The 23,115-nt window shown below is 59.4% G+C and carries 21 protein-coding genes; 12 read left to right on the forward strand and 9 right to left on the reverse strand.

The genetic code is table 11. The annotated features are described in order from the left end of the window. Positions 1-91: 91 nt before the first annotated feature. The 5 genes from LIX91_RS16865 to dksA form a co-directional block, all read right to left on the reverse strand. Positions 92-1,525 (reverse strand): sigma-54-dependent transcriptional regulator, encoded by a 1,434-nt coding sequence (locus LIX91_RS16865; RefSeq protein ID WP_004412367.1) that lies wholly within the window; start codon positions 1,523-1,525, stop codon positions 92-94. Between the two features lie 22 nt (positions 1,526-1,547). After that, positions 1,548-4,502 (reverse strand): sensor histidine kinase, encoded by a 2,955-nt coding sequence (locus tag LIX91_RS16870; protein ID WP_004415167.1) that lies wholly within the window; start codon positions 4,500-4,502, stop codon positions 1,548-1,550. After that, complete coding sequence (locus LIX91_RS16875; RefSeq protein WP_002552060.1) at positions 4,486-4,662, reverse strand: hypothetical protein; 177 nt, start codon at positions 4,660-4,662, stop codon at positions 4,486-4,488. Before LIX91_RS16875 ends, LIX91_RS16870 begins: the two co-directional genes overlap by 17 nt. A 98-nt stretch (positions 4,663-4,760) precedes the next feature. Next, entirely contained in the window at positions 4,761-5,648 is an 888-nt protein-coding gene (gene gluQRS / locus LIX91_RS16880; RefSeq protein ID WP_153222700.1) for a tRNA glutamyl-Q(34) synthetase GluQRS, read from the reverse strand. A 698-nt stretch (positions 5,649-6,346) separates the two neighbouring features. Beyond that, positions 6,347-6,787 carry an RNA polymerase-binding protein DksA gene (gene dksA / locus LIX91_RS16885; RefSeq protein ID WP_003317723.1) on the reverse strand — a complete coding sequence of 147 codons (441 nt, stop codon included), beginning with the start codon at positions 6,785-6,787 and terminating at the stop codon, positions 6,347-6,349. A gap of 347 nt (positions 6,788-7,134) precedes the next feature. Between dksA and LIX91_RS16890 the strand changes: the two genes are divergently transcribed. Continuing rightward, entirely contained in the window at positions 7,135-8,307 is a 1,173-nt protein-coding gene (locus LIX91_RS16890; protein ID WP_226488824.1) for a pyridoxal phosphate-dependent aminotransferase, read from the forward strand. Then, positions 8,307-9,020: a DNA/RNA nuclease SfsA gene (gene sfsA / locus LIX91_RS16895; RefSeq protein WP_003406665.1), complete on the forward strand. Its 714-nt coding sequence runs from the start codon at positions 8,307-8,309 to the stop codon at positions 9,018-9,020. Before LIX91_RS16890 ends, sfsA begins: the two co-directional genes overlap by 1 nt. A 30-nt stretch (positions 9,021-9,050) precedes the next feature. Here sfsA and LIX91_RS16900 read toward each other — a convergent pair whose 3' ends face one another. Then, positions 9,051-9,380 (reverse strand): Rieske (2Fe-2S) protein, encoded by a 330-nt coding sequence (locus LIX91_RS16900; RefSeq protein WP_153222703.1) that lies wholly within the window; start codon positions 9,378-9,380, stop codon positions 9,051-9,053. A gap of 241 nt (positions 9,381-9,621) precedes the next feature. Here LIX91_RS16900 and deoC point away from each other — a divergent pair, with 241 nt between their 5' ends. Continuing rightward, positions 9,622-10,407, forward strand: a complete 786-nt coding sequence (deoC, locus tag LIX91_RS16905) for a deoxyribose-phosphate aldolase (RefSeq protein ID WP_226488825.1) — start codon at positions 9,622-9,624, stop codon at positions 10,405-10,407. 367 nt (positions 10,408-10,774) lie between these two features. On the opposite strand, the gene LIX91_RS16910 is transcribed toward deoC, so the two are convergent. Together LIX91_RS16910 and LIX91_RS16915 are read right to left on the reverse strand one after the other, a co-directional pair. After that, positions 10,775-11,119, reverse strand: coding sequence for a pentapeptide repeat-containing protein (locus LIX91_RS16910; RefSeq protein ID WP_103696448.1), 345 nt, complete (start codon positions 11,117-11,119; stop codon positions 10,775-10,777). Positions 11,120-11,219: 100 nt separating this feature from the next. Then, a complete protein-coding gene (locus LIX91_RS16915; protein WP_226488826.1) occupies positions 11,220-12,758 on the reverse strand; it encodes a bifunctional aminoglycoside phosphotransferase/ATP-binding protein in 1,539 nt (512 codons plus the stop codon). Positions 12,759-12,888: 130 nt separating this feature from the next. Here LIX91_RS16915 and mrcB point away from each other — a divergent pair, with 130 nt between their 5' ends. From mrcB to LIX91_RS16930, 3 genes are read left to right on the forward strand one after another with little or no spacing between them, the layout of a single operon-like run. Next, entirely contained in the window at positions 12,889-15,210 is a 2,322-nt protein-coding gene (mrcB, locus tag LIX91_RS16920) for a penicillin-binding protein 1B (protein ID WP_226488827.1), read from the forward strand. 17 nt (positions 15,211-15,227) lie between these two features. Then, on the forward strand, positions 15,228-15,959 hold the full coding sequence (locus LIX91_RS16925; RefSeq protein WP_219818074.1) for a tetratricopeptide repeat protein: 732 nt from the start codon (positions 15,228-15,230) through the stop codon (positions 15,957-15,959). Further along, on the forward strand, positions 15,959-16,288 hold the full coding sequence (locus LIX91_RS16930) for a YqcC family protein (RefSeq protein ID WP_226488828.1): 330 nt from the start codon (positions 15,959-15,961) through the stop codon (positions 16,286-16,288). Before LIX91_RS16925 ends, LIX91_RS16930 begins: the two co-directional genes overlap by 1 nt. Before the next feature lie 11 nt (positions 16,289-16,299). Here LIX91_RS16930 and LIX91_RS16935 read toward each other — a convergent pair whose 3' ends face one another. Next, positions 16,300-16,716: a DUF4124 domain-containing protein gene (locus LIX91_RS16935; RefSeq protein ID WP_103696387.1), complete on the reverse strand. Its 417-nt coding sequence runs from the start codon at positions 16,714-16,716 to the stop codon at positions 16,300-16,302. 397 nt (positions 16,717-17,113) lie between these two features. On the opposite strand from LIX91_RS16935, the gene LIX91_RS16940 reads away from it, so the two are divergent. The 6 genes from LIX91_RS16940 to msrQ all read left to right on the forward strand — a co-directional run bounded on the left by LIX91_RS16940 (position 17,114) and on the right by msrQ (position 23,104). After that, positions 17,114-18,838, forward strand: coding sequence for an acetolactate synthase 3 large subunit (locus LIX91_RS16940; RefSeq protein ID WP_003317709.1), 1,725 nt, complete (start codon positions 17,114-17,116; stop codon positions 18,836-18,838). 2 nt (positions 18,839-18,840) lie between these two features. After that, positions 18,841-19,332, forward strand: coding sequence for an acetolactate synthase small subunit (gene ilvN / locus LIX91_RS16945; RefSeq protein ID WP_002552075.1), 492 nt, complete (start codon positions 18,841-18,843; stop codon positions 19,330-19,332). A 47-nt stretch (positions 19,333-19,379) separates the two neighbouring features. Continuing rightward, positions 19,380-20,396 (forward strand): ketol-acid reductoisomerase, encoded by a 1,017-nt coding sequence (gene ilvC, locus LIX91_RS16950; RefSeq protein ID WP_002552076.1) that lies wholly within the window; start codon positions 19,380-19,382, stop codon positions 20,394-20,396. Positions 20,397-20,543: 147 nt separating this feature from the next. Then, positions 20,544-21,389, forward strand: a complete 846-nt coding sequence (gene pssA, locus LIX91_RS16955) for a CDP-diacylglycerol--serine O-phosphatidyltransferase (protein WP_004410031.1) — start codon at positions 20,544-20,546, stop codon at positions 21,387-21,389. A gap of 69 nt (positions 21,390-21,458) precedes the next feature. Next, positions 21,459-22,472, forward strand: coding sequence for a protein-methionine-sulfoxide reductase catalytic subunit MsrP (msrP, locus tag LIX91_RS16960; protein ID WP_004410035.1), 1,014 nt, complete (start codon positions 21,459-21,461; stop codon positions 22,470-22,472). Continuing rightward, positions 22,472-23,104 (forward strand): protein-methionine-sulfoxide reductase heme-binding subunit MsrQ, encoded by a 633-nt coding sequence (gene msrQ / locus LIX91_RS16965; protein ID WP_226488829.1) that lies wholly within the window; start codon positions 22,472-22,474, stop codon positions 23,102-23,104. The genes msrP and msrQ overlap by 1 nt, the downstream gene beginning before the upstream one ends. Positions 23,105-23,115 lie beyond the last annotated feature (11 nt).

Genomic DNA, 23,115 nt, shown 5'->3' on the forward strand with positions numbered 1-23,115 from the left:
TACCGTAAGACCCGGCTTTTGTTACGTGAAACGCTTGAGGTAACAGTTTGTCCCCGCCCTGCGCACCGCGTGCCAGAGCCTTGGGCTGATTTTATGTCTCGCTGGCCACGCCCTTGCGCCGCGGGATACCCAGACGCTGACGGCGTTCCCACAGACATTTGCGACTGACGCCCAGTTTGCGCGCCAGCTCGGTTTCAGTCATGTGGTCCTGATGCTCCAGAACGAAGTGCTGAAAATAGTCTTCGAGCGACAGGTCTTCGGCGGGCTCGTTGCCCGACGAGCCGGAAGAGCCCGGTAAAGGCGCCATGCCCATGTACTCGTCGTCATCCAGACCGTCGAGCTCGATGTCGATACCCAGCAGGTCAGCGGTGATTTCCGGGTTCTCGCAGAGAATCACCGAGCGCTCCACTGCGTTTTCCAGCTCGCGTACGTTACCCGGCCAGCTGTAATGGCGGATCGCTTGTTCGGCGTCGTGTGCAAATTTGAGGTCGTCGCGTCCGACCTTGCTGCTTTGACGGACCAGGAACGCACGGGCGATTTCCAGGATGTCGTTGCCACGTTCGCGCAACGCCGGGAGTTTCAGGGCGATGACGTGCAGGCGATAGAACAGGTCTTCACGAAACTCGCCATTTTTGGCCAGTGTTTTCAGGTCCCGGTGGGTCGCGGCGATCAGGCGCACGTCGACCTTTTGCGATTGCACCGAGCCGACGCGCCGAATCTCGCCTTCCTGCAACACGCGCAGCAGGCGAGCCTGGGCTTCCAGCGGCAGTTCGCCGATCTCATCGAGAAACAGCGTGCCACCGTCAGCGGCCTCGACCAGACCTGCGCGGCCTGCGCTGGCTCCGGTGAACGCGCCTTTCTCGTGACCGAACAGTTCGGACTCGATCAGCGATTCTGGAATGGCCGCACAGTTGACGGAAATCATCGGCGCCTTGGCGCGGCGTGAGAGGTTGTGCAGGGCGCGGGCGACCAGCTCTTTACCGGTGCCTGACTCCCCTTGAATCAGGACATTGGAATCCGTCGGGGCGACTTTGCGGATCTTGCTGTAGAGATCCAGCATGGGCGGGCATGAGCCGATGATGCCGATCTCGCCGTTATGGTTCTGAGCCGGGCTTTTTTCAGCACTGCTGGTCCTGGCTGTGGCGCTGCGTTCGTCCTGAAGGTGCTTGACCGTCTGCCGATCACGCAGGATCCGCGAGACCGCCTGGAGCATTTCATCGTGATCGAAGGGTTTGGCGATGTAGTCCACCGCGCCCATCTTCATCGAATCGACTGCCGAGCGCAGGCTCGCGTAGCTGGTCATGATCAGCACCGGTTTGCCTTCGCCGAGCTTGATCAGTTCGGTGCCGGGCGCGCCGGGCAGGCGCAGGTCGCTGACGATCAGATCGAACGACGGGATGCTGAAGCGTTCCTGAGCCTCTTGAACGGAGCCGGCTTCACTGACTTCATACTGGTTGCGTTCAAGCAGGCGACGCAGGGCTGAGCGGATAATCGTTTCGTCTTCGACGATCAAAATATGCGGCATTGATTCAGTTCTCTCGACGGTCTCAGTTCGCGGTGGACGTCGCGTCGACATGGCGTGGCAAGGTCACCCGAATACGGGTTCCACGCTGCTGCTCGGGATCGGCCGGGCTGTCGATGGTGATTTGTCCATAATGCTCTTCAACGATGGAATAGACCAGCGCCAGGCCAAGTCCGGTTCCCTCGCCGGGATCCTTGGTGGTGAAGAACGGCTCGAACAATCGGTCCATGATTGCCTTTGAAATCCCACTGCCTTCGTCTTCGACGATCAAGTCCACAGTGTGCTCGGATACTTCGCTTCTGACCCTGACTGCACTGCCTGCCGGGGAGGCATCACGGGCGTTGGAGAGCAGATTGATCAACACCTGCGCCAGTCGCTGCGAATCGCCGACAGCCCAGTGCTCGGGGTTGCACAGGTTGTAGAAGTGTACTTCGAAATTGCGCCGGTTCAGAGCCAGCAGACCAATAGCATCCTGGGCCACCACGGCCAGACAAACGGCTTCGTCGCTATGCTGATGAGCGCCCGCGTGGGCAAAGCTCATCAATGACTGGACGATGCGCGATACGCGTTTGGTCTGTTCGAGAATCTGGCTGCTGATTTCCTTGAGTTCGCCGTCTTCTTCGCGTTCTTCGCGCAGGTTCTGGGCGAGGCAGGCAATACCGGTAATCGGATTGCCGATCTCGTGCGCCACACCGGCGGCCAGTCGGCCAATACTTGCCAGACGTTCCGAATGCACCAGCTTGTCTTCGAGCATCTGCGTGTCGGTCAGGTCTTCGACCAGCACCACCAGCCCGCTGTTGCCTGGCGCCAGGGGCTCGTTGATGGCTGCCTTGTGCAGATTGAGCCAGCGTGTCTGGCCGTCCAGACCGAGCTTCTGCTTGTGTAAATGCTCATCGGGCAGGCTGGTAAAACCGGTCAGCAGGCCCTTCCACGGCTCGGCAATGGTTTCCAGTCGCGAACCGACCACGCGCTGGGCGACGATGCCGGTCAATTCTTCCATGGCCCTGTTCCACATCAGGATCTCCTGATCTTCGGCCAGCGAGCAAACGCCCATCGGCAGTTCCTGAAGGGTCTGGCGGTGGTAACGGCGCAAGGCATCGAGTTCGGCGGCAAGGCCGGTGAGGCGCGAGTGGTAATCCTCAAGCCGGCTTTCAATGAAATGTATGTCTTCGGTGACGTATTTTTCGCTGCCTGATTTGTACGGCAGAAAGGTTTCCACCATGTCCTGGGCAACGCTCGGCCCCATCAGCCCGGACAGGTTGGCCTCGATGCGGTCGCGCAGGCGGCGCAGGGCATAAGGGCGGCGCTCGTCGAACGGCAGGTAGAGATCGCGCAGCGCTTGCTCGACCTCTTTCTGCGCGGCTTTCGCGCCCAGCGGCTTGGCCAGTTGGGTGGCGAACTCCTGCGGCGATACGGCGTGCAGTTCACGGCGTTGCGGGCGGCGCACGTTGTCGACTGCGCAGGCCTCGGCGGCCCCGGCTTCTTCAGGGCTGGCATTGGTGAACAGCGAGATCAGGGTGAACAGCAAGACGTTGGCGGCCAGCGAGGCGATGGCTGCCATGTGCCAACTGGTGTCGTCCAGCACATAGATCATGTTCAGCCAGGGAATATAGAAGCCCTGCAGGTTGCCGATCAGCGGCAACAGCATGCTGACTGCCCAGACCGAAATGCCGGCCAGCAGCCCGGCGATGAAGCCGCGTCGGTTGGCGGTCGGCCAGTACAGTACCGACAGCACGCCCGGCAAAAATTGCAGGGTGGCAACGAAGGCGACGATGCCCAGATTGGCCAGATCCTGCTGCGCGCCGAGCATCAGGTAGAAGCCGTAACCCAGTGCGATGATCGCCACGATCAATCCGCGTCGTGTCCACTTCAGCCAGCGATAGATATTGCCCTCGGCGGGTGGCTGATACAGCGGCAGCACCAGGTGATTGAGTGCCATGCCGGACAACGCCAGCGTGGTGACGATGATCAGCCCGCTGGCCGCCGACAGCCCGCCGATATAGGCGAGCAGGGCCAGAGACTTGCTGTTGGCGGCGATACCGATGCCGAGCGTGAAGTATTCCGGGCTGGTGGTGGCGCCGAGCTTGAGCCCGGCCCAGAGGATCAGCGGCACTGCCAGGCTGATCAACAGCAGAAACAGCGGCAGACCCCAGCTGGCGCTGACCAGCGAGCGCGGGTTGAGGTTTTCCGTGAAGGTCATGTGGTACATGTGCGGCATGACGATGGCCGAGGCGAAGAACACCAGCAGCAGCGTGCGCCACGGGCCTTCCTGCAAAGGCGTGTGCAGCGAGGCGAGGGCGGTCTGGTTCTGCAGCAGCCACAGTTCCAGTTGTTGCGGGCCGTCGAATACGCCATACAAGGCATACAGCCCGACGCCGCCCAGGGCGATCAGCTTGATCAGCGATTCAAAGGCGATGGCGAACACCAGGCCCTCATGTTTCTCACGGGTCGCGATGTGCCGCGAGCCGAAGAAAATCGTGAACAGGGTGATCAGGGCGCAGAACGCCACGGCGACCCGGTCCTGCACCGGCTCGCGGGTCAGAATGCCAATAGAGTCGGCGACCGCCTGAATCTGCAAGGCCAGCAGTGGCAGCACGCCGATCAGCATGAATACGGTGGTCAGCGCGCCGGCCCAGGTGCTGCGAAAACGGAAGGCGAACAGATCGGCCAGTGATGACAGCTGGTAGGTGCGGGTAATTCTCAGGATCGGGTAAAGCAGCACCGGCGCGAGGAGGAAGGCCCCGGACACCCCCAGATAACTGGACAGAAAGCCGTAGCCATACTGATAGGCCAGACCGACCGTGCCATAAAACGCCCAGGCGCTGGCGTAGACGCCCAGTGACAGGGTGTAGGTCAGCGGGTGACGAATGATCCAGCGCGGAATCAGACCGTGTTCGCTGACCCAGGCTACACCGAACAGCACCAACAGGTAGGCGGCGCTGACCAGCAGCATCTGCGTCAGACTAAAGCTCATCGGCATCTCGCTGGCTCTGCAGAATGAACGTCACCACAATCAGGATCAGCCACAACATGTAGGGCCGATACCAGGCACCGGTAGCATCGATCCACCAGTCCATGATGGCTGGAGAGAACAGATAAATGCCGACCACCAGAAGCAAAACCAACCGGTATATGTACATCTGGTCTCCCTGCGCTGGTAGATGAGGAGCGGCATGTTAACGGATGCCGGATAACCTGCAAGTATCCTTGCGTCGCAGTTTGCGGCGACCGCTCTGGATCAGTCTATCCGGGCTTCCTCAATATTGCGCAGTCGCGGTATCAGGTCAGCGTTCCAGTGACGTATGCCCCAGGCGAGCACTTCCTGCGCGGTGCCATCGGTCATGTGTGCATCGAGCGGTTGCCCCAACGCGCGCAAGGCCCGCAGCAGCAGCGGCGTCGCCTGATCGGCCGGCAGTGGTGGGGAGCGATAGGACTTGCCCAGCTTGTGACCATCGGGTTGGGTGATCAACGGTACATGCAGGTAGCGCGGTTGGGGCAGGCCCAGCAGTTCCTGCAGGTACAGCTGGCGGGGTGTCGAGTCGAGCAGGTCGGCGCCGCGAACGATATCGGTGACGCCTTGCCAGGCGTCGTCAATGACCACCGCCAGTTGATAGGCATATAGCCCATCGCGCCGGCGAATCACAAAGTCACCGCTTTCGCGCCCCAGGTGCATTTTGAATGTGCCCTGAACCCGGTCTTCGAAGCGATATTCCAGCTCCGGCACGCGAATGCGGATTGCGGCGTTGTCCGGCGAATGCCCGGCATTGCGGCAGAAACCCGGATAGACACCCTGAAAGTCTTCGAGCTGTTTGCGCGAGCAGGTGCAGGCGTAGGCCAGGCCGTGATTGAACCAGCGCTGGAGGATCTCGGCATAGGCGTCATGGCGCTCGCTTTGCCGGACTATCTGGCCGTCCCATTCAAAACCGTAGCGCTCGAGCGTTTCGAGAATCCCCGCCTGTGCGCCGGCCACTTCACGCGGCGGGTCGAGATCTTCCATGCGCAACAGCCACTGACCGTCTGCCGCGCGCGCATCGAGATAGGAGGCGAGGGCTGCGACCAGCGAGCCAAAATGCAGGTAACCACTGGGAGTCGGCGCAAAGCGCCCTATATAGGCCGGTTTTTTCATGGGCGGGATGTTACGGGTGACGGGCTTGGGCGGGCAAGTGGAACGCAGGGGAGAGAAAAGATGATCTGAGTCTTATCTCAATCCACCTGACAAAGAAAACCGCCGTGTGACGCATAGCCCCACGAACTGAATTCCCACGCGGAGCGTTGGAACGATGGTCAGAACAATCTCATGCTTTATCTGCAGCTGCTGCCAACGAAGTGCTTTTTTGATCGCGATGGCATGAACGACGCAAATTGCGACGTTAGTGACGGCTGAGTCCTGGCGCTGATCCGGGGGTAACTCGGCAAGGATGCCGAGTTAGCCGCACCGGGCCATGGATGGCCCGTTGCGGCGACCCCCGGATCAGTGTCAGGGCGAAGGGACCCGACGAAGTCGGGCCGGAAACAGGAGCGAGGGGGTTTGGTTACTTTGGCCCCATCAAAGTAACTCGCCGAGGGGCGAAAAGGTGACATGAGTCGAACTCCAATCCACCTGACATCACGGAACCGCTGTGTGACGCAGAGCGTCACGAACTGCATGCCAACGCGGAGCATTAGCACGATAGTCAGTTAGATTTGTGTATAACACCGAGCGCAGAGCGTGAGGAACAAGAAGTGTCCGGAGAAAAATTTCCCTTGGCATGCGTTGCGCAGAGTGACTTCCACAGGCACAAAAAAAGACGCCGAAGCGTCTTTTCAGTCAAAGGCGGCCCCAGGTCATTTACCGACCTGTTTTTCCTTGATTTCTGCAAGGGTCTTGCAGTCGACGCACTGGTCTGCAGTCGGGCGAGCCTCAAGACGGCGGATGCCGATCTCTACGCCGCAGGATTCGCACCAGCCATATTCCTCATCCTTGATCAGTTGCAGCGTCTTGTCGATCTTCTTGATCAACTTGCGTTCGCGATCGCGGGCACGAAGTTCAAGGCTGAACTCTTCTTCCTGGCTGGCACGGTCGGCCGGGTCAGGGAAGTTGGCAGCTTCGTCCTTCATATGGTCTACCGTTCGGTCGACCTCTTGCATCAAGTCCTGCTTCCACTTGTTCAGGATCTTGGTGAAGTGCGCGCGCATCGGCTCGCCCATGTACTCTTCACCCTTCGTTTGCACGTAGGGCTCAAAGCCGCTGATTAGATGGTTCTGTTGCTTTTCTGGGGTGGGCATGTCTGGACCGCCTCTCACTCTTCTAATCTATTGCGCAGGATTGTTCCATCACCGACACCCGTCGGCCCTGCAGCTGCAAGCGGGCGAACTTACCAGATCAAATCGGAGTGCGCTACTCCCGGTTGTCGAGCATGACGACGCCGTCTTCTTATGGAGATGGCCATTTCGCATCCGACCTTCATCTAAATGAACTCTAGTCGCTGCGCACCGTCGTAGCTTTCTTTTATTCAGCACTTGGGGCCGGGTTTTTCAGCCTGCAAGCGTACCGTCGGGCGGGTGCTTGGGTAGAATCATGGCGCGCCGTGATGACAATCATGTTTTAACACCCTGCCCCTAAAGGAATATCCATGAGCCAGCCTTACAGTGCGCGCAGTCGCGCCATAGAACCTTTTCATGTCATGGCGCTGCTGGCGCGTGCCAATGAATTGCAGGCGGCGGGTCATGATGTGATTCACCTTGAAATCGGCGAGCCCGATTTCACCACTGCAGAGCCCATCATTAAGGCTGGCCAGGCGGCACTGGCAGACGGCAAGACGCGCTACACCGCCGCGCGCGGCCTGCCGCAACTGCGCGAGGCCATTTCCGGGTTTTACGCTCAGCGTTACGGCGTCGACATTGATCCTCAGCGTATCCTGGTCACGCCGGGCGGTTCAGGCGCGTTGTTGCTGACCAGCAGTCTGCTGGTGGATCCCGGCAAGCACTGGTTGCTGGCCGACCCTGGCTACCCGTGCAATCGACACTTTTTGCGGTTGATAGAAGGCGAGGCGCAACTGGTGCCGGTCGGTCCGCAGGAGCGCTATCAACTGACCCCCGAGCTGGTGGCCACGCACTGGAACCAGAACAGTGTCGGCGCGCTGGTGGCATCGCCCGCCAACCCGACCGGCACTTTATTGAGTCGTGACGAACTGGCAGCCTTGTCTCAGGCATTGAAAGCCCGCAATGGCCATCTGGTGGTGGACGAGATCTATCACGGCCTGACCTACGGTGTGGACGCCAGCAGTGTGCTGGAAGTGGATAACGACGCTTTCGTCCTCAATAGCTTTTCAAAGTATTTCGGCATGACCGGGTGGCGTCTGGGCTGGCTGGTTGCGCCAGAGGATGCGGTGGCCGATCTGGAAAAGCTGGCCCAGAACCTCTACATCAGCGCGCCGAGCATGGCGCAACATGCTGCGCTCGCCTGCTTTGAGCCGCAGACACTGGCCATACTCGAGCAACGGCGCACCGAGTTCGGCCGCCGCCGGGACTTTCTGCTGCCAGCGCTGCGCGAACTGGGGTTCGGTATTGCCGTCGAGCCGGAAGGGGCCTTTTATTTGTATGCCGATATCTCCGCGTTCGGCGGCGATGCCTTCGCCTTTTGCCGGCACTTTCTGGAAACCGAGCACGTTGCCTTTACACCGGGGCTGGACTTTGGCCGTTTCCAGGCCGGGCACCACGTGCGCTTTGCCTACACGCAAAGCCTGCCGCGCCTTGAGCAGGCGGTCGAGCGAATCGCTCGCGGCCTGCGTAGCTGGGGCGTCTGATGCGTTTTTCTCCGCAGCTTGAACAGGGTCGTCTGCTGGTGCGTTACAAGCGTTTTCTCGCTGATATCGAAACCGATAGCGGTGAGTTGCTGACCATTCACTGCCCTAACACCGGTTCGATGCTCAACTGCATGATGCCCGGCGGGCGCGTGTGGTTCAGTCGCTCGAATGACCCCAAGCGCAAACTGCCGGGCACTTGGGAAATCAGCGAAACCCCGCAGGGTCGCCTGGCCTGTATCAATACCGGACGGGCCAATACGCTGGTTGAAGAGGCCTTGCGCGCCGGGGTCATCAGCGAACTGACGGGTTTCACGGCGCTCAAGCGTGAGGTGGCCTACGGACAGGAAAAAAGCCGTGTGGACTTTCGTCTGGAGTACCCGGATGGCTACCTGTACCTGGAAGTGAAAAGTGTCACTTTGGGTTTCGACGGTTCCAGCGTGGCGGCATTCCCTGATGCGGTGACCCAGCGTGGCGCGCGGCACCTGCGCGAACTGGCGACGCTGGCGCGCGAAGGCGTACGCGCCGTGCTGTTGTATTGCGTCAATCTCACCGGTATCGACGCTGTGCGGCCTGCGCAGGAGATTGATCCTGCTTACGCGGCGGCGTTGCGTGAAGCCATTGATGCCGGTGTGCAAATTCTCGCCTACGGTGCGCAACTGACGTCGGAGGAGATTTTTATCGACCGGCGCCTGCAGGTGCACGGCCTGGATTGAGGCATCTGGCTACAGGCGGTTCAGACTCCGTCATGCCTCCAGATGCAGCGACACCCAGATGCCCTCGGCGTCTTCACGGCTTTTGATGACGGTCAAGGACTGGCCTTCGCAAGGCCCGGCAACGCATTCGCCATTCTCGATCAGAAACAACGCCCCATGTGTAGCGCACTGGATCAGGCTTGCACTGCTGTCCAGAAATTGATCGGGTTGCCATTCCAGCGGAACACCGCGATGCGGGCAGCGGTTTTTGTAGACGAACACCTCGCCCTGGCGGCGCACGGCGAACAGCGCATGTTCGCCCAGCGCGAAGCCTTTGCTGTGGGCTTCGGGCAGGTGGCTTGAAGTGCAAAGGAATATCAAGAAGTCTCCATTGGCCAGTTCTTCGGGGATCGGTTTCAGGGTGCCAGTTTTCCGGGGCGGTGCCTGATCGGACAAGTCTGGCATTTTCTTCGGATTGATGCGCTGCGTTACGTTGAAGTCATTACAGGCTGCGTCGGTTCTTTCCTGTCTTTTTGTAGCTTTCTTCTCTAAGCACGTCACTCGTGCCTGTAAGCGTGGCAGCCGTATATCGTCCGCTCATGTCTTGCAGAGCGGAAACACTATGAAAGAGATGACAGCAGATGATGAGCGACTGGCGCGTCAGGTCATCGGGTTGCTTGAGCTGTTCGCCCTCAATACAGACGACACGGAGCAGCGCATTGTCGGCATCTGTCGGCGTGCCTGTACGCCTGTGGGACCGGTTGCAGCGGTCAGCGTCCAGCAACGTTTCGTGTGTCTGGCGCGCACCACGCTGGATCGCCTACAGGCTCGTCATATCAAGGTCGTCGCGGTGGTCAATTTCCCTCATGGCAGCAGCAATGTTCAGTCAGTCATCGCCCAGGTACGCGCTGCGCTGATGGCTGGCGCGGATGAGATCGACGTCGTGTATCCCTTTCGCGCGCTGCTCGGCGGAGACCGGCAGCCCGGCCTGGCGATGGTCTCGGCCTGTTCGGCCTTGTGTGCCGGGCAGGTCAGGCTTACCGCGACCCTTGAAACCGGTGACTTGCGTGACTCGCAAATGATCCTCGATGCGTGCCGCGATGCGATTGTTTCGGGCGCTGACTTCATCAAGACCAGCACGGGCAAGGCCGCCCGGCATGTCACGCCGCAGGCTGCACGGATCATGCTGGAGTCCATTGCGGACGTAGGCGGGCAAGTGGGGCTCAAGGTTGCAGGCGGGATCCGTACGTTCGACGAGGCGCGTGTTTACATGGCGCTCGTCCGCGCGCGATTTGGTCTGCAATGGATCAACGCCGGGCGTTTACGGTTGGGAGGATCGAGCTTGCTGGACGACTTACTGGCAAGGCTCGGCCTGCTCGAGTCGCATGGTAGTGGCGATGGCTTTTGAATGATCGGCAGCTTTGCGCCAGGCAAAAAAAGACCCGGCAAAGAGCCGGGTCAAAAACCGTGATTAGCCTGATGAGGAGATAATCTGAAAGTCCGAACCAAGGTCTTTCAGGCTACCGTCCAGTCTCGCGACCGGATGTGATAATCATAACGATTCTCATTTGTAAGTCAACATTTCTTTTGGCCGCCTGGATGCCGTTGCCTGCGCCTGATTCAGGACTGATATTCAAGGACTAAAAAGTGCTGGGCACAGCGAAGCGCCGGTGGTGACCGGGTCGCGCATGCAAAAGAAGAGGGGCATGAAAAGAGTGCGACACATCGCCAGCCCGCTATGCATCGCGCATGCAGGCTGCAACGTTTTTGCGGTATCAGTGGGTACGGTAGCGCAGGCGCGTGCCGAAATTCACCGACATCAGAATCTCGTCGGCTGACAGTTCAGCCGGAAAGAACACCCCTGAAATCTGTGCGTGAGCGATGCTCGCACCTTCCATCGGCGTATTGCGCAGGTCCAGGCCACGAAGGTCGGCAGAGCGAAAGTAGGCGTCGGTGAAGTCGATATTGGCGGTGTCCAGCGCGCGCAGGTCCAGCCCCCTGAAGTCGCCCCCGACCATGTCGATGGTGCCAGTATGTGGTTTCTCTTGATTGAAACCTTCGACGTCATCTTTGCGCAGCAGCATATAAAGCGGTGAGTCGATCTGTTTGGGGTGGCTCATGATGGCCTCCGACATGTCATTGCGTTGGAATTATGGCGCCAGTATATCGCCATCACTGTAAGGCCGTGAAGCATTAACCGCTCAACGGCCATGTGTCTCTTTACAGGCCCGGCAGGCGCTGACGCAGGTTGTCGATAAGGCTGTCCAGGTCGCTGCTGACGTTGGTTGCAACCTTCTTGCTGCGCAGGATCTCGTCGGCGCCGAGCGGCTCGCGACTGGCCTGCTGCGCCTCAATGACTTCCAGTGTCGCGTCGGAGGGGTCGTTGTTTTGTGCCTGACGCTGCGCAAGCCAGCCAGCGATCACTGCCTGTGGCGCTTCGCAATCCAGAATCAGGAACTGCACACCGGTGTTTTCCGCAATCTTTGCCGCCGCATCGCGCTGCTCGCGCTTCAGGTAGGTCGCATCGATTACCACCGAGAAGCCCGCTCGCAGGGTTGCGGAGGCCAGCTCATGCAGGCGTGCATACGTTGTGCTGCTGGCTTGCGCGTCGTACAAATCCTGATTCTGGCCGGCAAACAGGCGCTTGCGCTCTACGTCCGAGCGCAGGCGGAGGGCGCCCAGCGATTCCACCAGGCGCATTGCTACGTGGCTTTTGCCGACGGCAGAGACACCGTGGGTAATCGTCAGAAACGGCGAAGGGATTGCGCTGTAGCTCTCGGCCAGATTGGCATAGTTGCGGTATTGACGAAGTGTCGCCGCGCGCTGCAAACCGTCGGCATTGGCCGGCTGGGTGAACAGTGCCACCTTGGCGCGGACCATTGCGCGATAAGCCTTGTAGAAGTTCAACAGCTCAAGGCCTGCGTAGTCGCCGGTGACTTCCAGGTACTGACTGATCAAACGCCGCGACAGCGACTTCAGGCCACGGTCTTCAAGGTCCATTGCCAGAAAGCCGATGTCGGCGTAGACGTCGGTTTTGCGGAACGGCTCGTTGAACTCGATGCAGTCGAACAGCACGACCTTGCCGTCAATCACCGTCGCGTTGCCCAGATGGATGTCGCCATGGCATTCACGGATGAACCCGTCGGCCTTGCGGTGAGCCAGCAGCGGCTTGAGTCGCGCAAAGCTCGACTCTGCCCAGGCCTGCAGGGCATCGAGCTGTGCGAGGTCGGATTTTTCGCTGAGCAGCGGGCGAATCTGCTCGAAATTCTGTACCACCGGGGCCATCACGCTGTCGGGCGAGCCGAGTTCGCTTTCGGCCCCGACCTGCGGTGAGGTCAGGTGAAAGCCGGCAATCTGGTTGGCCAGTTCGTCGATGTGCGCAGTCGTCACTTCACCGTTGGCCTGCAGCGTGCTCAGCAGGCCATCCTGCGAGAACTGCTTCATCTTCAGCGCGTACTCGATGGCTTCGCCGTCGCCGCCCAGTTGTGGCGCGTCCTCTGTGCCAGTGATCGGCAGGACTTCGATGTAGAGGTCGTCGGTCAGACGCTGATTCAGGCGCAACTCTTCTTCGCAGAAATGCTTGCGCAGGGCCAGCGTGGTGAAATCCAGAAAGCCGAAGTTCATCGGCTTTTTGAATTTGTAGGCATACGGACCCGTCAGCAGCACCCAGGAAATGTGCGTTTCGATGACCTGGAAACTCTCCACCGGATGCGGGAAGAGGGCAGGGTTCTGCAGGGCAGCAATCAAAGACTGGCTCACGGTCGATCCTTCAGGAATGTGTTCAAAATGTAAGTACACGATGCCGCCATTATGGCCGCTTGGCGCGAGGCTGCAAACCGCTGACTCGGGCGTCTGTCGATCCTCGGTAAAGTGCGTATAATCCGCGCCCATGACTCGATCCCGCACCTCTCGTTCTGCAAAAAAACAACCTCCCCTCAGCCTTAACAAGTGGCTGGGCTGGGCGTTGAAGCTCGGTATTGTCGGCCTGGTTCTGCTCGGCGGCCTGGCCATTTACCTTGATGCAATCGTCCAGGAAAAATTCTCCGGCAAGCGCTGGACCATCCCGGCCAAGGTCTATGCACGGCCGCTGGAGCTGTTCGTCGGACAGAAGCTGAGCCGCGATGACTTTCTCATCGAACTGGACGCTCTGGGCTATCGCCGCGAGAGCGTGGCGAACGGGCCCGGCGCCGCAGCGGTGAACGGCAATACCGTCGACCTCAATACGCGTGGCTTTCAGTTCTATGAAGGCACCGACGCAGCGCAACAGGTGCGCGTGCGCTTTTCCGGTGACTACGTGGCTGACTTGTCTTCGGGCAATGGTGCCAAGCTTGCGGTGGCACGGCTTGAGCCGTTGCTGATCGGCGGCCTGTACCCGAAGAATCTGGAAGACCGGATCCTGATCAAGCTGGATCAGGCGCCGCCCTATCTGCTCGATGGGTTGGTGGCGGTCGAAGACCGGGATTTCTATCACCACTTCGGCGTGTCGCCCAAGTCCATTGCCCGGGCGATCTGGGTCAATACCTCACAGGGGCAGATGCGCCAGGGCGGCAGTACGCTGACCCAGCAGTTGGTCAAGAACTTCTACCTGACCAACGAACGCAGCCTGACCCGCAAGCTGACCGAAGCCATGATGGCCATTTTGCTGGAGATCCATTACAGCAAGCAGGAAATCCTCGAGGCCTATCTCAACGAAGTGTTCGTCGGTCAGGACGGCCAGCGAGCCGTTCATGGTTTCGGTCTGGCCAGCCAGTATTTCTTCAGCCAGCCGCTGTCCGAACTGAAAATCCATCAGGTGGCGATGCTGGTCGGTCTGGTCAAGGGGCCTTCCTTCTACAACCCGCGGCGCAATCCGGAGCGTGCTCTGGAGCGTCGTAATCTGGTGCTCGACCTGTTCGAGCAGCAGGGCGTCGCTACGCCGGAAGTGGTTGCCGCTGCGAAGAAAATGCCACTGGGTGTGACCAAGACCGGGACCCTCGCCGACAGCTCGTTCCCGGCGTTCCTCGATCTGGTCAAGCGTCAGCTGCGCGAAGATTATCGCGACGAAGACTTGACCGAAGAAGGGCTGCGGATCTTTACCAGCTTCGATCCGATCCTGCAGATGAAGTCCCAGGCTGCCATGGACGATACGTTCAAGAAGCTCGCCGGGCGCAAGGGCTCTGATGAAGTGGAGTCGGCCATGGTCGTCACCAACCCGGAAACCGGCGAAGTGCAGGCGTTGATCGGTGGGCGTGAGGCCGGGTTCTCGGGCTTCAACCGGGCGATCGACGCGGTGCGGCCGATCGGCTCGCTGGTCAAGCCGGCTATCTACCTGACGGCACTCGAGCGGCCAAGCCAGTACACCTTGACCAGCTGGATCGCCGACGAACTGTTTCAGGTCAAAGGCGCCGATGGCCAGATCTGGAAACCGCAGAACTACGATCGCAAGTCACACGGCAATATCTTCCTGTACCAGGGGCTGGCGCATTCTTACAACCTGTCGACCGCCAAGCTGGGTCTTGAGCTGGGCATTCCAAGCGTGTTCAAGACGCTGGCCAAACTGGGTGTGACGCGCGAATGGCCTGCCTATCCGTCGATGCTGCTGGGTGCGGGTGGCTTGAGTCCGATGGAAGTGGCCACCATGTATCAGACCATCGCCAGCGGCGGGTTCAATACGCCGATGCGTGGTATTCGCAGCGTGCTCACCGCTGAAGGCGAGCCGCTCAAGCGTTATCCGTTCCAGATTGAACAGCGCTTCGATCCGGGTGCCATATACCTGGTGCAGAATGCGATGCAGCGGGTCATGCGCGAAGGTACGGGCAAATCTGTTTACAACGTGTTGCCGAGCTCGTTGAATCTGGCGGGCAAGACCGGCACCAGTAACGACTCGCGCGACAGCTGGTTTGCCGGGTTCAGTCAGGACCTGCTGGCCGTGGTGTGGATGGGCCGCGACGACAACGGCAAGACACCGTTTACCGGTGCCACCGGTGCTCTTCAGGTGTGGACCAGTTTCATGCGCAAGGCCGGTCCGCTGCCGCTGGACATGGCGATGCCGGACAACGTCGTTCAGGCGTGGGTCGATGCGCAGACTGGTCAGGGTTCGGATGCTAGCTGCCCGAATGCCGTGCAGATGCCGTATATTCGCGGCAGTGAGCCCCAGCCCGGCGCGACATGCGGCGGCGCTCCGGCACCTGCCACTGAGGTGATGGACTGGGTCAAGGGTTGGTTGAACTAGGCAATCGAGGTTTTGAAGTGAATAAATGGTGGATTCCAGCTTTAACGGCACTGGCCTTGCTGAACGGCTGCGCCAGTGTGGAACGCGGCTCGATTCCGGTCGTGGATTCGAGCTCCAAGGTGTCCAACGGCGAACGAGCGGCAGCTTCGCGTCGCACCAACACCGCTCCGGTGCAACAGCAGCCGCAAGCTGTACCGCAGGATTCGGGCGTGGTGGTGATGGTACCGGGCGCGAGTGGCGCTGATGCAGGACAGAGCTACTCTGCGCCCGCCAGTCAGGCACCGTTCAGTGTCAACACTCCGCCTGTCGATGCGGCGCCGGTCAATCAGGCCCCGGTCAGTCAGGCTCCTGTGAACAACAGTTACAGCATGCCGGCTGCCTCTGCCCCGACCGGAATCCCGTCCAGCGGTGGCGGTCTGTCGGAGGACGAGCAGCTTGACGGTCCTGTACTGGCATTGCTGACCACCGCACAGCAACAGCAGACCAGTGGCGACCTCAACGGCGCGTCGTCCAGTCTCGAGCGTGCGCAGCGGGTTGCACCGCGCGAGCCGCAAGTGCTTTATCGTCTGGCTCAGGTGCGTCTGGCTCAGGGCGATGCGGCCCAGGCCGAGCAACTGGCACGTCGTGGTCTGACTTACGCCAACGGGCGCACCAGCCTTCAGGCCAGCCTGTGGGGATTGATCGCTCAGTCACGCGAAAAGCAAGGTGATGCGGCCGGTGCTGCCCTGGCTCGTCAAAAGGCTCGCTGATGGACGGACGTTTGCCTGAGGTTGCCGAGCAGCTGTTGTTGATAGAGCGCGAGTTGCGCTTGCTGGGCTGGTGGGATGCGACACCGCCCAGCGAGCAGGCGCTCGCCAGTCAGGAACCGTTCAGCGTCGATACCCTGGAGTTCGCCCAGTGGCTGCAATGGATTTTCCTGCCGCGGATGAAGGTCATCCTTGAGCGCGACCTGCCATTACCCAATGCGTCCGGCATTCTGGAAATGGCCGAGATGGTCTATGCCGGGTGCATGAGTGAAACCCGGCAACTGCAAGCGCATCTGGCGCGGTTCGACCAGCTGATTATAGCAGCGCGCTGATTGGCGCGCTTCTAGCGGCAGTATTCGCTGATAGCCCTGTTGGTTTCTTCGATACGCGTCTTGCGGTTCTCATCCGTAAGGCGCCTCGATTCCCCTCCAAACTGCTCGCGCACGCGCGGATTGTTCTGTAATTGCGCGAGATTGGTGCGCAAGGTTTCGCAATTTTCCGCGCGCTTGGCTTCCTGAGCCTTCACCTGGCTTTTGACTTTCTGGTCAATCTCGCGTTGCTGCGCAGCCCCATCGTCCGCGGGCATGCCCGGCGCGGCAGCGGGTGGCGGTGTCTGCACATTGATTTCCTGCACCGGCTGGCCAGTGGGCGGCTGGGCATCAAAGTGCGTCACGCCTTGGGCATCCACCCACTTGTAGATCGAAGCGGCCTGGCTGGTTGCGCTGATGGCCAGCGCGGCGGCGAGAATCATCCAATGCATGTCGGGTCCTTGAAAGTCTGTGCATGCAGAAAGCTACCATAACAGTGCATTTCAGTCCGAAACGGTGCGATTTCACTCGCCGGGTTTCAAGAAAGCGCACGGATCGCTTGACTTGAAGGGGGGGAATCACAACAATCCAAAGTTCGCTGTAGAAGGACTGCCAGAAGCAGACCCTCTCGGTAGATCATGAGGCGCACACCCGCGCCGACCTGTAACACCCGCAACGCGTTACCTCGCGCTGGGTGGGAATGTTCCGCAACACTCAGGGACCTCCCAATACTTGCTCAGTCAGTGCTGACGTAGTCGGCGACCACCGTCGCTCATGCTCTGCTGGCAGTAAACCTATTAAGACCCGTCCCGGAGTGGGCGGTATTCTGGCGTTTTAGAGGTGAACAACGTGGAGCTTTTATCTGGCGCTGAAATGGTCGTCCGCTTTTTGCGTGACGAAGGCGTTGAGCATATCTATGGGTACCCCGGTGGTGCTCTTCTGCATGTCTACGATGCCCTGTTCAAAGAACCGGCGGTGAGCCACATCCTTGTTCGCCACGAGCAGGCTGCCACGCACATGGCCGATGGCTATGCGCGGGCTACCGGCAAGGCGGGCGTGGTGCTGGTGACCTCGGGACCTGGTGCAACCAATGCCATTACCGGTATCGCCACGGCGTACATGGACTCCATTCCGATGGTGGTCCTCTCCGGTCAGGTAGCCAGTACGCTGGTGGGCACCGACGCGTTCCAGGAGACCGACATGATCGGTATCTCCCGGCCGATCGTGAAGCACAGCTTCATGATCAAGCACCCGTCGGAAATCCCGGAAATCCTGAAAAAGGCTTTCTATCTGGCGCAGTCAGGTCGTCCGGGGCCGGTGGTCGTCGATATTCCGAAAGACATGACCAACCCGGCTGAAAAATTCGAATACGTCTTCCCGAAAAAAGCCAAGCTGCGCTCCTACAGCCCGGCGGTTCGTGGCCATTCCGGTCAGATCCGCAAGGCCGTCGAGATGCTGCTGGCTGCCAAGCGCCCGATCGTCTACGCCGGTGGCGGGGTGATCATGGGCAATGCTTCGGCGCAATTGACCGAACTGGCGCAACTGCTCGATGCACCGGTAACCAACACCCTGATGGGACTTGGTTGCTATCCGGGCACGGATCGTCAGTTCGTCGGCATGCTCGGGATGCACGGCAGCTACACCGCCAACCTCGCGATGCACCACACCGATGTGATCCTGGCCGTCGGCGCGCGCTTTGATGACCGTGTCATCAACGGCGCCAGCAAGTTCTGCCCGAACGCCAAGATTATCCACATCGATATCGACCCGGCTTCGATCTCCAAGACCATCAAGGCCGACGTGCCTATCGTCGGTCCTGTCGAAAGCGTGCTGACCGAAATGGTCGCCACCTTGAAAGAGATCGGCGAGACACCCGACAAGGCATCGGTTGCCGCGTGGTGGAAGCAGATTGACGAGTGGCGCGGTACGGGTGATTTGTTCCCTTACAACCGCGGCGATGGCACGGTCATCAAGCCGCAGGCCGTTATCGAAACGCTCTGCGAAGTCACCAAGGGCGACGCATATGTCACCTCGGATGTCGGTCAGCATCAGATGTTCGCTGCGCAGTACTACCGCTTCAACAAGCCGAACCGCTGGATCAATTCGGGCGGTCTGGGCACCATGGGCTTCGGCTTCCCGGCTGCGATGGGCGTCAAGCTAAACTTTCCGGATGCGCACGTCGCCTGCGTGACCGGTGAAGGCAGCATCCAGATGAACATTCAGGAACTGTCGACCTGCCTGCAGTACGGTCTGCCGGTGAAGATCATTCTGCTCAACAACGGTGTGCTGGGCATGGTCCGCCAGTGGCAGGACATGAGCTACGGCGCGCGTCACTCGCACTCCTACATGGAGTCGCTGCCTGATTTCGTCAAGCTGGTCGAGGCTTATGGCCACGTCGGCATGCGTGTTACGGACCTGAAGGATCTGAAGCCGAAGATGGAAGAAGCCTTTGCCATGACTGACCGGCTGGTGTTCATGGATATTCAGGTCGATGTGACCGAGCACGTCTATCCGATGCAAATCAAGGACGGCTCCATGCGCGATATGTGGTTGAGCAAGACGGAGCGGACATAATCATGCGCCATATCATTTCCCTGCTGCTGGAAAACGAACCGGGTGCACTGTCGCGCGTCGTTGGTCTGTTCTCCCAGCGTAATTACAACATCGAAAGCCTGACGGTTGCGCCGACCGAAGACCCGACCCTGTCGCGTCTGACGCTCACCACCGTAGGTCATGATGAGGTGATCGAGCAGATCACCAAGAACCTCAACAAGCTCATCGAAGTGGTCAAGCTGGTCGACCTGTCGGAAAGCGCTCACATCGAGCGCGAACTGATGCTGGTCAAGGTCAAGGCCACCGGCGCGCAGCGTGCCGAGATCAAGCGCACCACGGATATTTTCCGCGGGCAGATCGTCGACGTCACCGCCAGCGTTTACACCGTGCAACTGAGCGGCACGAGCGACAAACTGGACAGCTTCATTCAGGCCATCGGCACCGCCGCTATCCTGGAAACAGTACGCAGTGGCGTAACGGGCATTGCCCGTGGCGACAAAGTGCTGAGCATCTAAATCAATTAAGCAAATGGCCTGCGTGGCCAAGATAACAGGGGATTTCCATGAAAGTTTTCTACGACAAAGACTGTGACCTTTCGATCATCCAGGGCAAGAAAGTCGCCATCATCGGTTACGGCTCGCAAGGTCACGCTCAGGCGTGCAACCTGAAAGACTCCGGCGTTGATGTCACTGTCGGCCTGCGTAAAGGTTCGGCCACTGTCGCCAAGGCCGAGGCTCATGGCCTGAAAGTGACCGACGTCGCTTCTGCCGTTGCTGCTGCCGACCTGGTCATGATCCTGACCCCGGACGAGTTCCAGTCCCAGCTGTACAAGAACGAAGTCGAGCCGAACCTGAAAAAGGGCGCAACACTGGCGTTCTCCCACGGCTTCGCGATTCACTACAACCAGGTCGTGCCGCGCGCTGACCTCGACGTGATCATGATCGCGCCGAAGGCCCCGGGCCATACCGTGCGTACCGAGTTCGTCAAGGGCGGCGGTATCCCTGACCTGATCGCGGTTTATCAGGATGCTTCCGGCAACGCCAAGAACGTTGCCCTGTCCTACGCTTCGGGCGTTGGCGGCGGCCGTACCGGCATCATCGAAACCACCTTCAAGGACGAGACTGAAACCGACCTGTTCGGCGAGCAGGCTGTTCTGTGCGGCGGTACTGTCGAGTTGGTCAAGGCTGGTTTCGAAACGCTGGTTGAAGCTGGCTACGCGCCGGAAATGGCTTACTTCGAGTGCCTGCACGAGCTGAAGCTGATCGTTGACCTCATGTACGAAGGCGGTATCGCCAACATGAACTACTCGATCTCCAACAACGCCGAATACGGCGAATACGTCACCGGCCCTGAAGTCATCAACGCCGAATCCCGTCAGGCCATGCGCAACGCTCTGAAGCGCATTCAGGACGGCGAGTACGCGAAGATGTTCATCAGCGAAGGCGCCACCGGCTACCCGTCGATGACTGCCAAGCGTCGTAACAACGCTGCGCACGGCATCGAAATCATCGGTGAAAAACTGCGCTCGATGATGCCTTGGATCGCGGCGAACAAAATCGTCGACAAAGACAAGAACTAAGCATTCAGCTTCACAAAAAAAACGCGGCCAATCGGTCGCGTTTTTTCGTTATGGGTCAGGCTCTGGTATAAAGCTGCAATTGTTTGCAGGCGAACCCTCGCTGCAGACCTGTGTCGAACCTTTTCATACCGCTGCAAGGTAATCTCCATGAGCGAACGTCCTGAAGAGCCCATCAAGGCCTCTGACGCTGAAAGTCTGCTACCGATCGATGAACATGTAGAAGAAGGGCATGACGCCGAAGGCCGGCAAGTCCGGCATCGGGGTATCTACCTGCTTCCCAACCTGTTTACCACGGCGAATCTGTTCGCGGGTTTCTACTCCATCATCAGCTCCATGAGTGCACAAAGCGCGATGAGTGCAGGTGATACCGTTGGTGCGAGCAAGTATTTCGCCTTCGCTGCGATTGCGATCTTCGTGGCCATGGTGCTCGACGGCCTGGATGGTCGTGTGGCGCGCATGACCAATACGCAAAGCGCGTTCGGCGCCGAGTACGATTCGCTGTCCGACATGGTCGCCTTCGGTGTGGCCCCGGCGTTGCTGGCGTTCGGCTGGGCCTTGGGCGACATGGGCAAGGTCGGCTGGATGGTCGCCTTCATCTATGTAGCTGGCGCTGCATTGCGTCTTGCGCGCTTCAATACTCAGGTCGGCAAGGCTGACAAGCGCTACTTCATCGGCCTGGCCAGTCCGGCAGCAGCAGGCGTAGTGGCCGGCACGGTCTGGGCATTCAGCGATTTCGGGATTCAGGGCTCCAAGCTGTCGTTTCTCGTTGCGTTGCTGGTGGCGGCCGCCGGTATGCTGATGGTCAGTAACATCAAGTACAACAGCTTCAAGGAGCTGGACTTGAAGGGACGCGTGCCTTTTGTTGCGATTCTGGCGGTAGTATTGGTGTTTGCTGTCGTATTTAGCGACCCACCGCGCATTTTGCTGCTGATCTTCCTCGCCTACGCTCTGTCCGGACCGATTCAGTATCTATTACGTCGCCGCAAGGCCTAGTCAATGATCTAATTTCCACCATACTCCGTAGTCTATTGGTGCATCAGTTCCCTGGCCTGCGGAGTCATCATGTTAATCAAACTTCCTTCTGCGTCCGACTCCAAAGAGTCGGACGTCACGCCTGAATCCATTTATCTCTCGCGACGCACATTGCTCGCCAGCTCGCTTGCAGGTCTTGCCGTCACAGCAATGCCGCGCTGGGCCGGTGCCGCCGATGCTTCGCGGTATGCCGATGTGGAGCCTGGTAAAGCGCCGGGCTGGTTCGCGGATAAACTGCCTGCCACGAAATGGCAGGCGGTCAACGTCAAGGACGAGGCGATCACGCCGTTCAAGGACGCGACCCATTACAACAACTTCTATGAGTTCGGTACGGACAAGGGCGATCCCGCGAAGAATGCCGGCTCTCTGCAGACCGAGCCGTGGAGCGTGGTGATCGATGGTGAAGTCGGCAAGCCTGGCCGCTATGCGCTCGAAGACTTCATGAAGCCTTACCAGCTGGAAGAGCGGATCTACCGGTTGCGTTGCGTCGAAGCCTGGTCGATGGTCATTCCGTGGATCGGCTTTCCGATCTCGGCGTTGCTCAAGCAGGTAGAGCCTACCTCCAAAGCCAAGTACATCCGTTTCGAAACGCTGGAGGATCCCAAGTCCATGCCGGGTCAGCGCTCCGATTTCGCACTGATCGACTGGCCTTATGTAGAAGGACTGCGTCTGGACGAGGCGATGAACCCTCTGGCGATTCTGGCGGTGGGCATGTACGGGCGGGAGCTGCCTAACCAGAATGGCGCACCGTTACGCTTGGTGGTGCCATGGAAATATGGTTTCAAGAGTGTGAAGTCCATCGTGCGTATCAGTCTGGTCAGTGAACAGCCGAAGACCACCTGGCAAAGCATTGCGGCAAACGAGTATGGCTTCTATGCCAACGTCAACCCGACTGTCGATCATCCGCGCTGGACACAGGCCCGTGAGCGCCGCTTGCCGAGCGGTCTGTTCAGCCCGAATCTGCGCGATACGAAAATGTTCAATGGCTATGAGGAAGAGGTGGGTGCCTTGTACGCCGGTATGGATTTGCGGAAGGACTATTGATGCGATATCCGTTTTTGCGTCTGGCTGTATTTCTTGCCGCTTGCATTGCGCCTGTGTGGTGGTTGTACCAGGCATGGATCTTTGCGCTCGGGCCTGATCCCGGCAAGGTCCTTGTGGAGAACTTCGGAGTGGCGACGCTGGTCATGCTGCTGATCACGCTCTCCATGACACCGTTGCAGCGCCTTACCGGTTGGTCCGGATGGGTTGTGGTGCGTCGCCAGCTGGGCCTGTGGTGTTTTGCCTATGCGATGCTCCACCTGACCATGTATGCGCTGTTCATTCTGGGGCTGGATTGGGGGCAGTTGGGTGTCGAGCTGGTCAAGCGTCCTTATATCATCGTCGGTGCGCTGGCGTTGCTGGGCTTGCTTGCGCTGGCGGTGACTTCCAACCGTTACAGTCAGCGCCGTCTGGGAGCGCGCTGGAAAAAGCTGCATAGGATCATCTATGTGATTCTGGGGCTGGGTTTGCTGCATATGTTCTGGATCGTGCGGGCTGACCTTAAAGAGTGGGCGCTGTATGCGGGGATAGGTGCATTCCTGTTACTGCTGCGGATTCCCGTGTTTGCTCGGCGAATCCCACGTCTGGGCGGAGCTGCGAAGGCCAGATCGGTAAAAGTTCAAAATAACGGTTGACGCCCTCTGTC

Origin of the sequence: Pseudomonas sp. B20, assembly GCF_020515755.1 — a bacterium.
Lineage (GTDB): Bacteria > Pseudomonadota > Gammaproteobacteria > Pseudomonadales > Pseudomonadaceae > Aquipseudomonas > Aquipseudomonas syringae.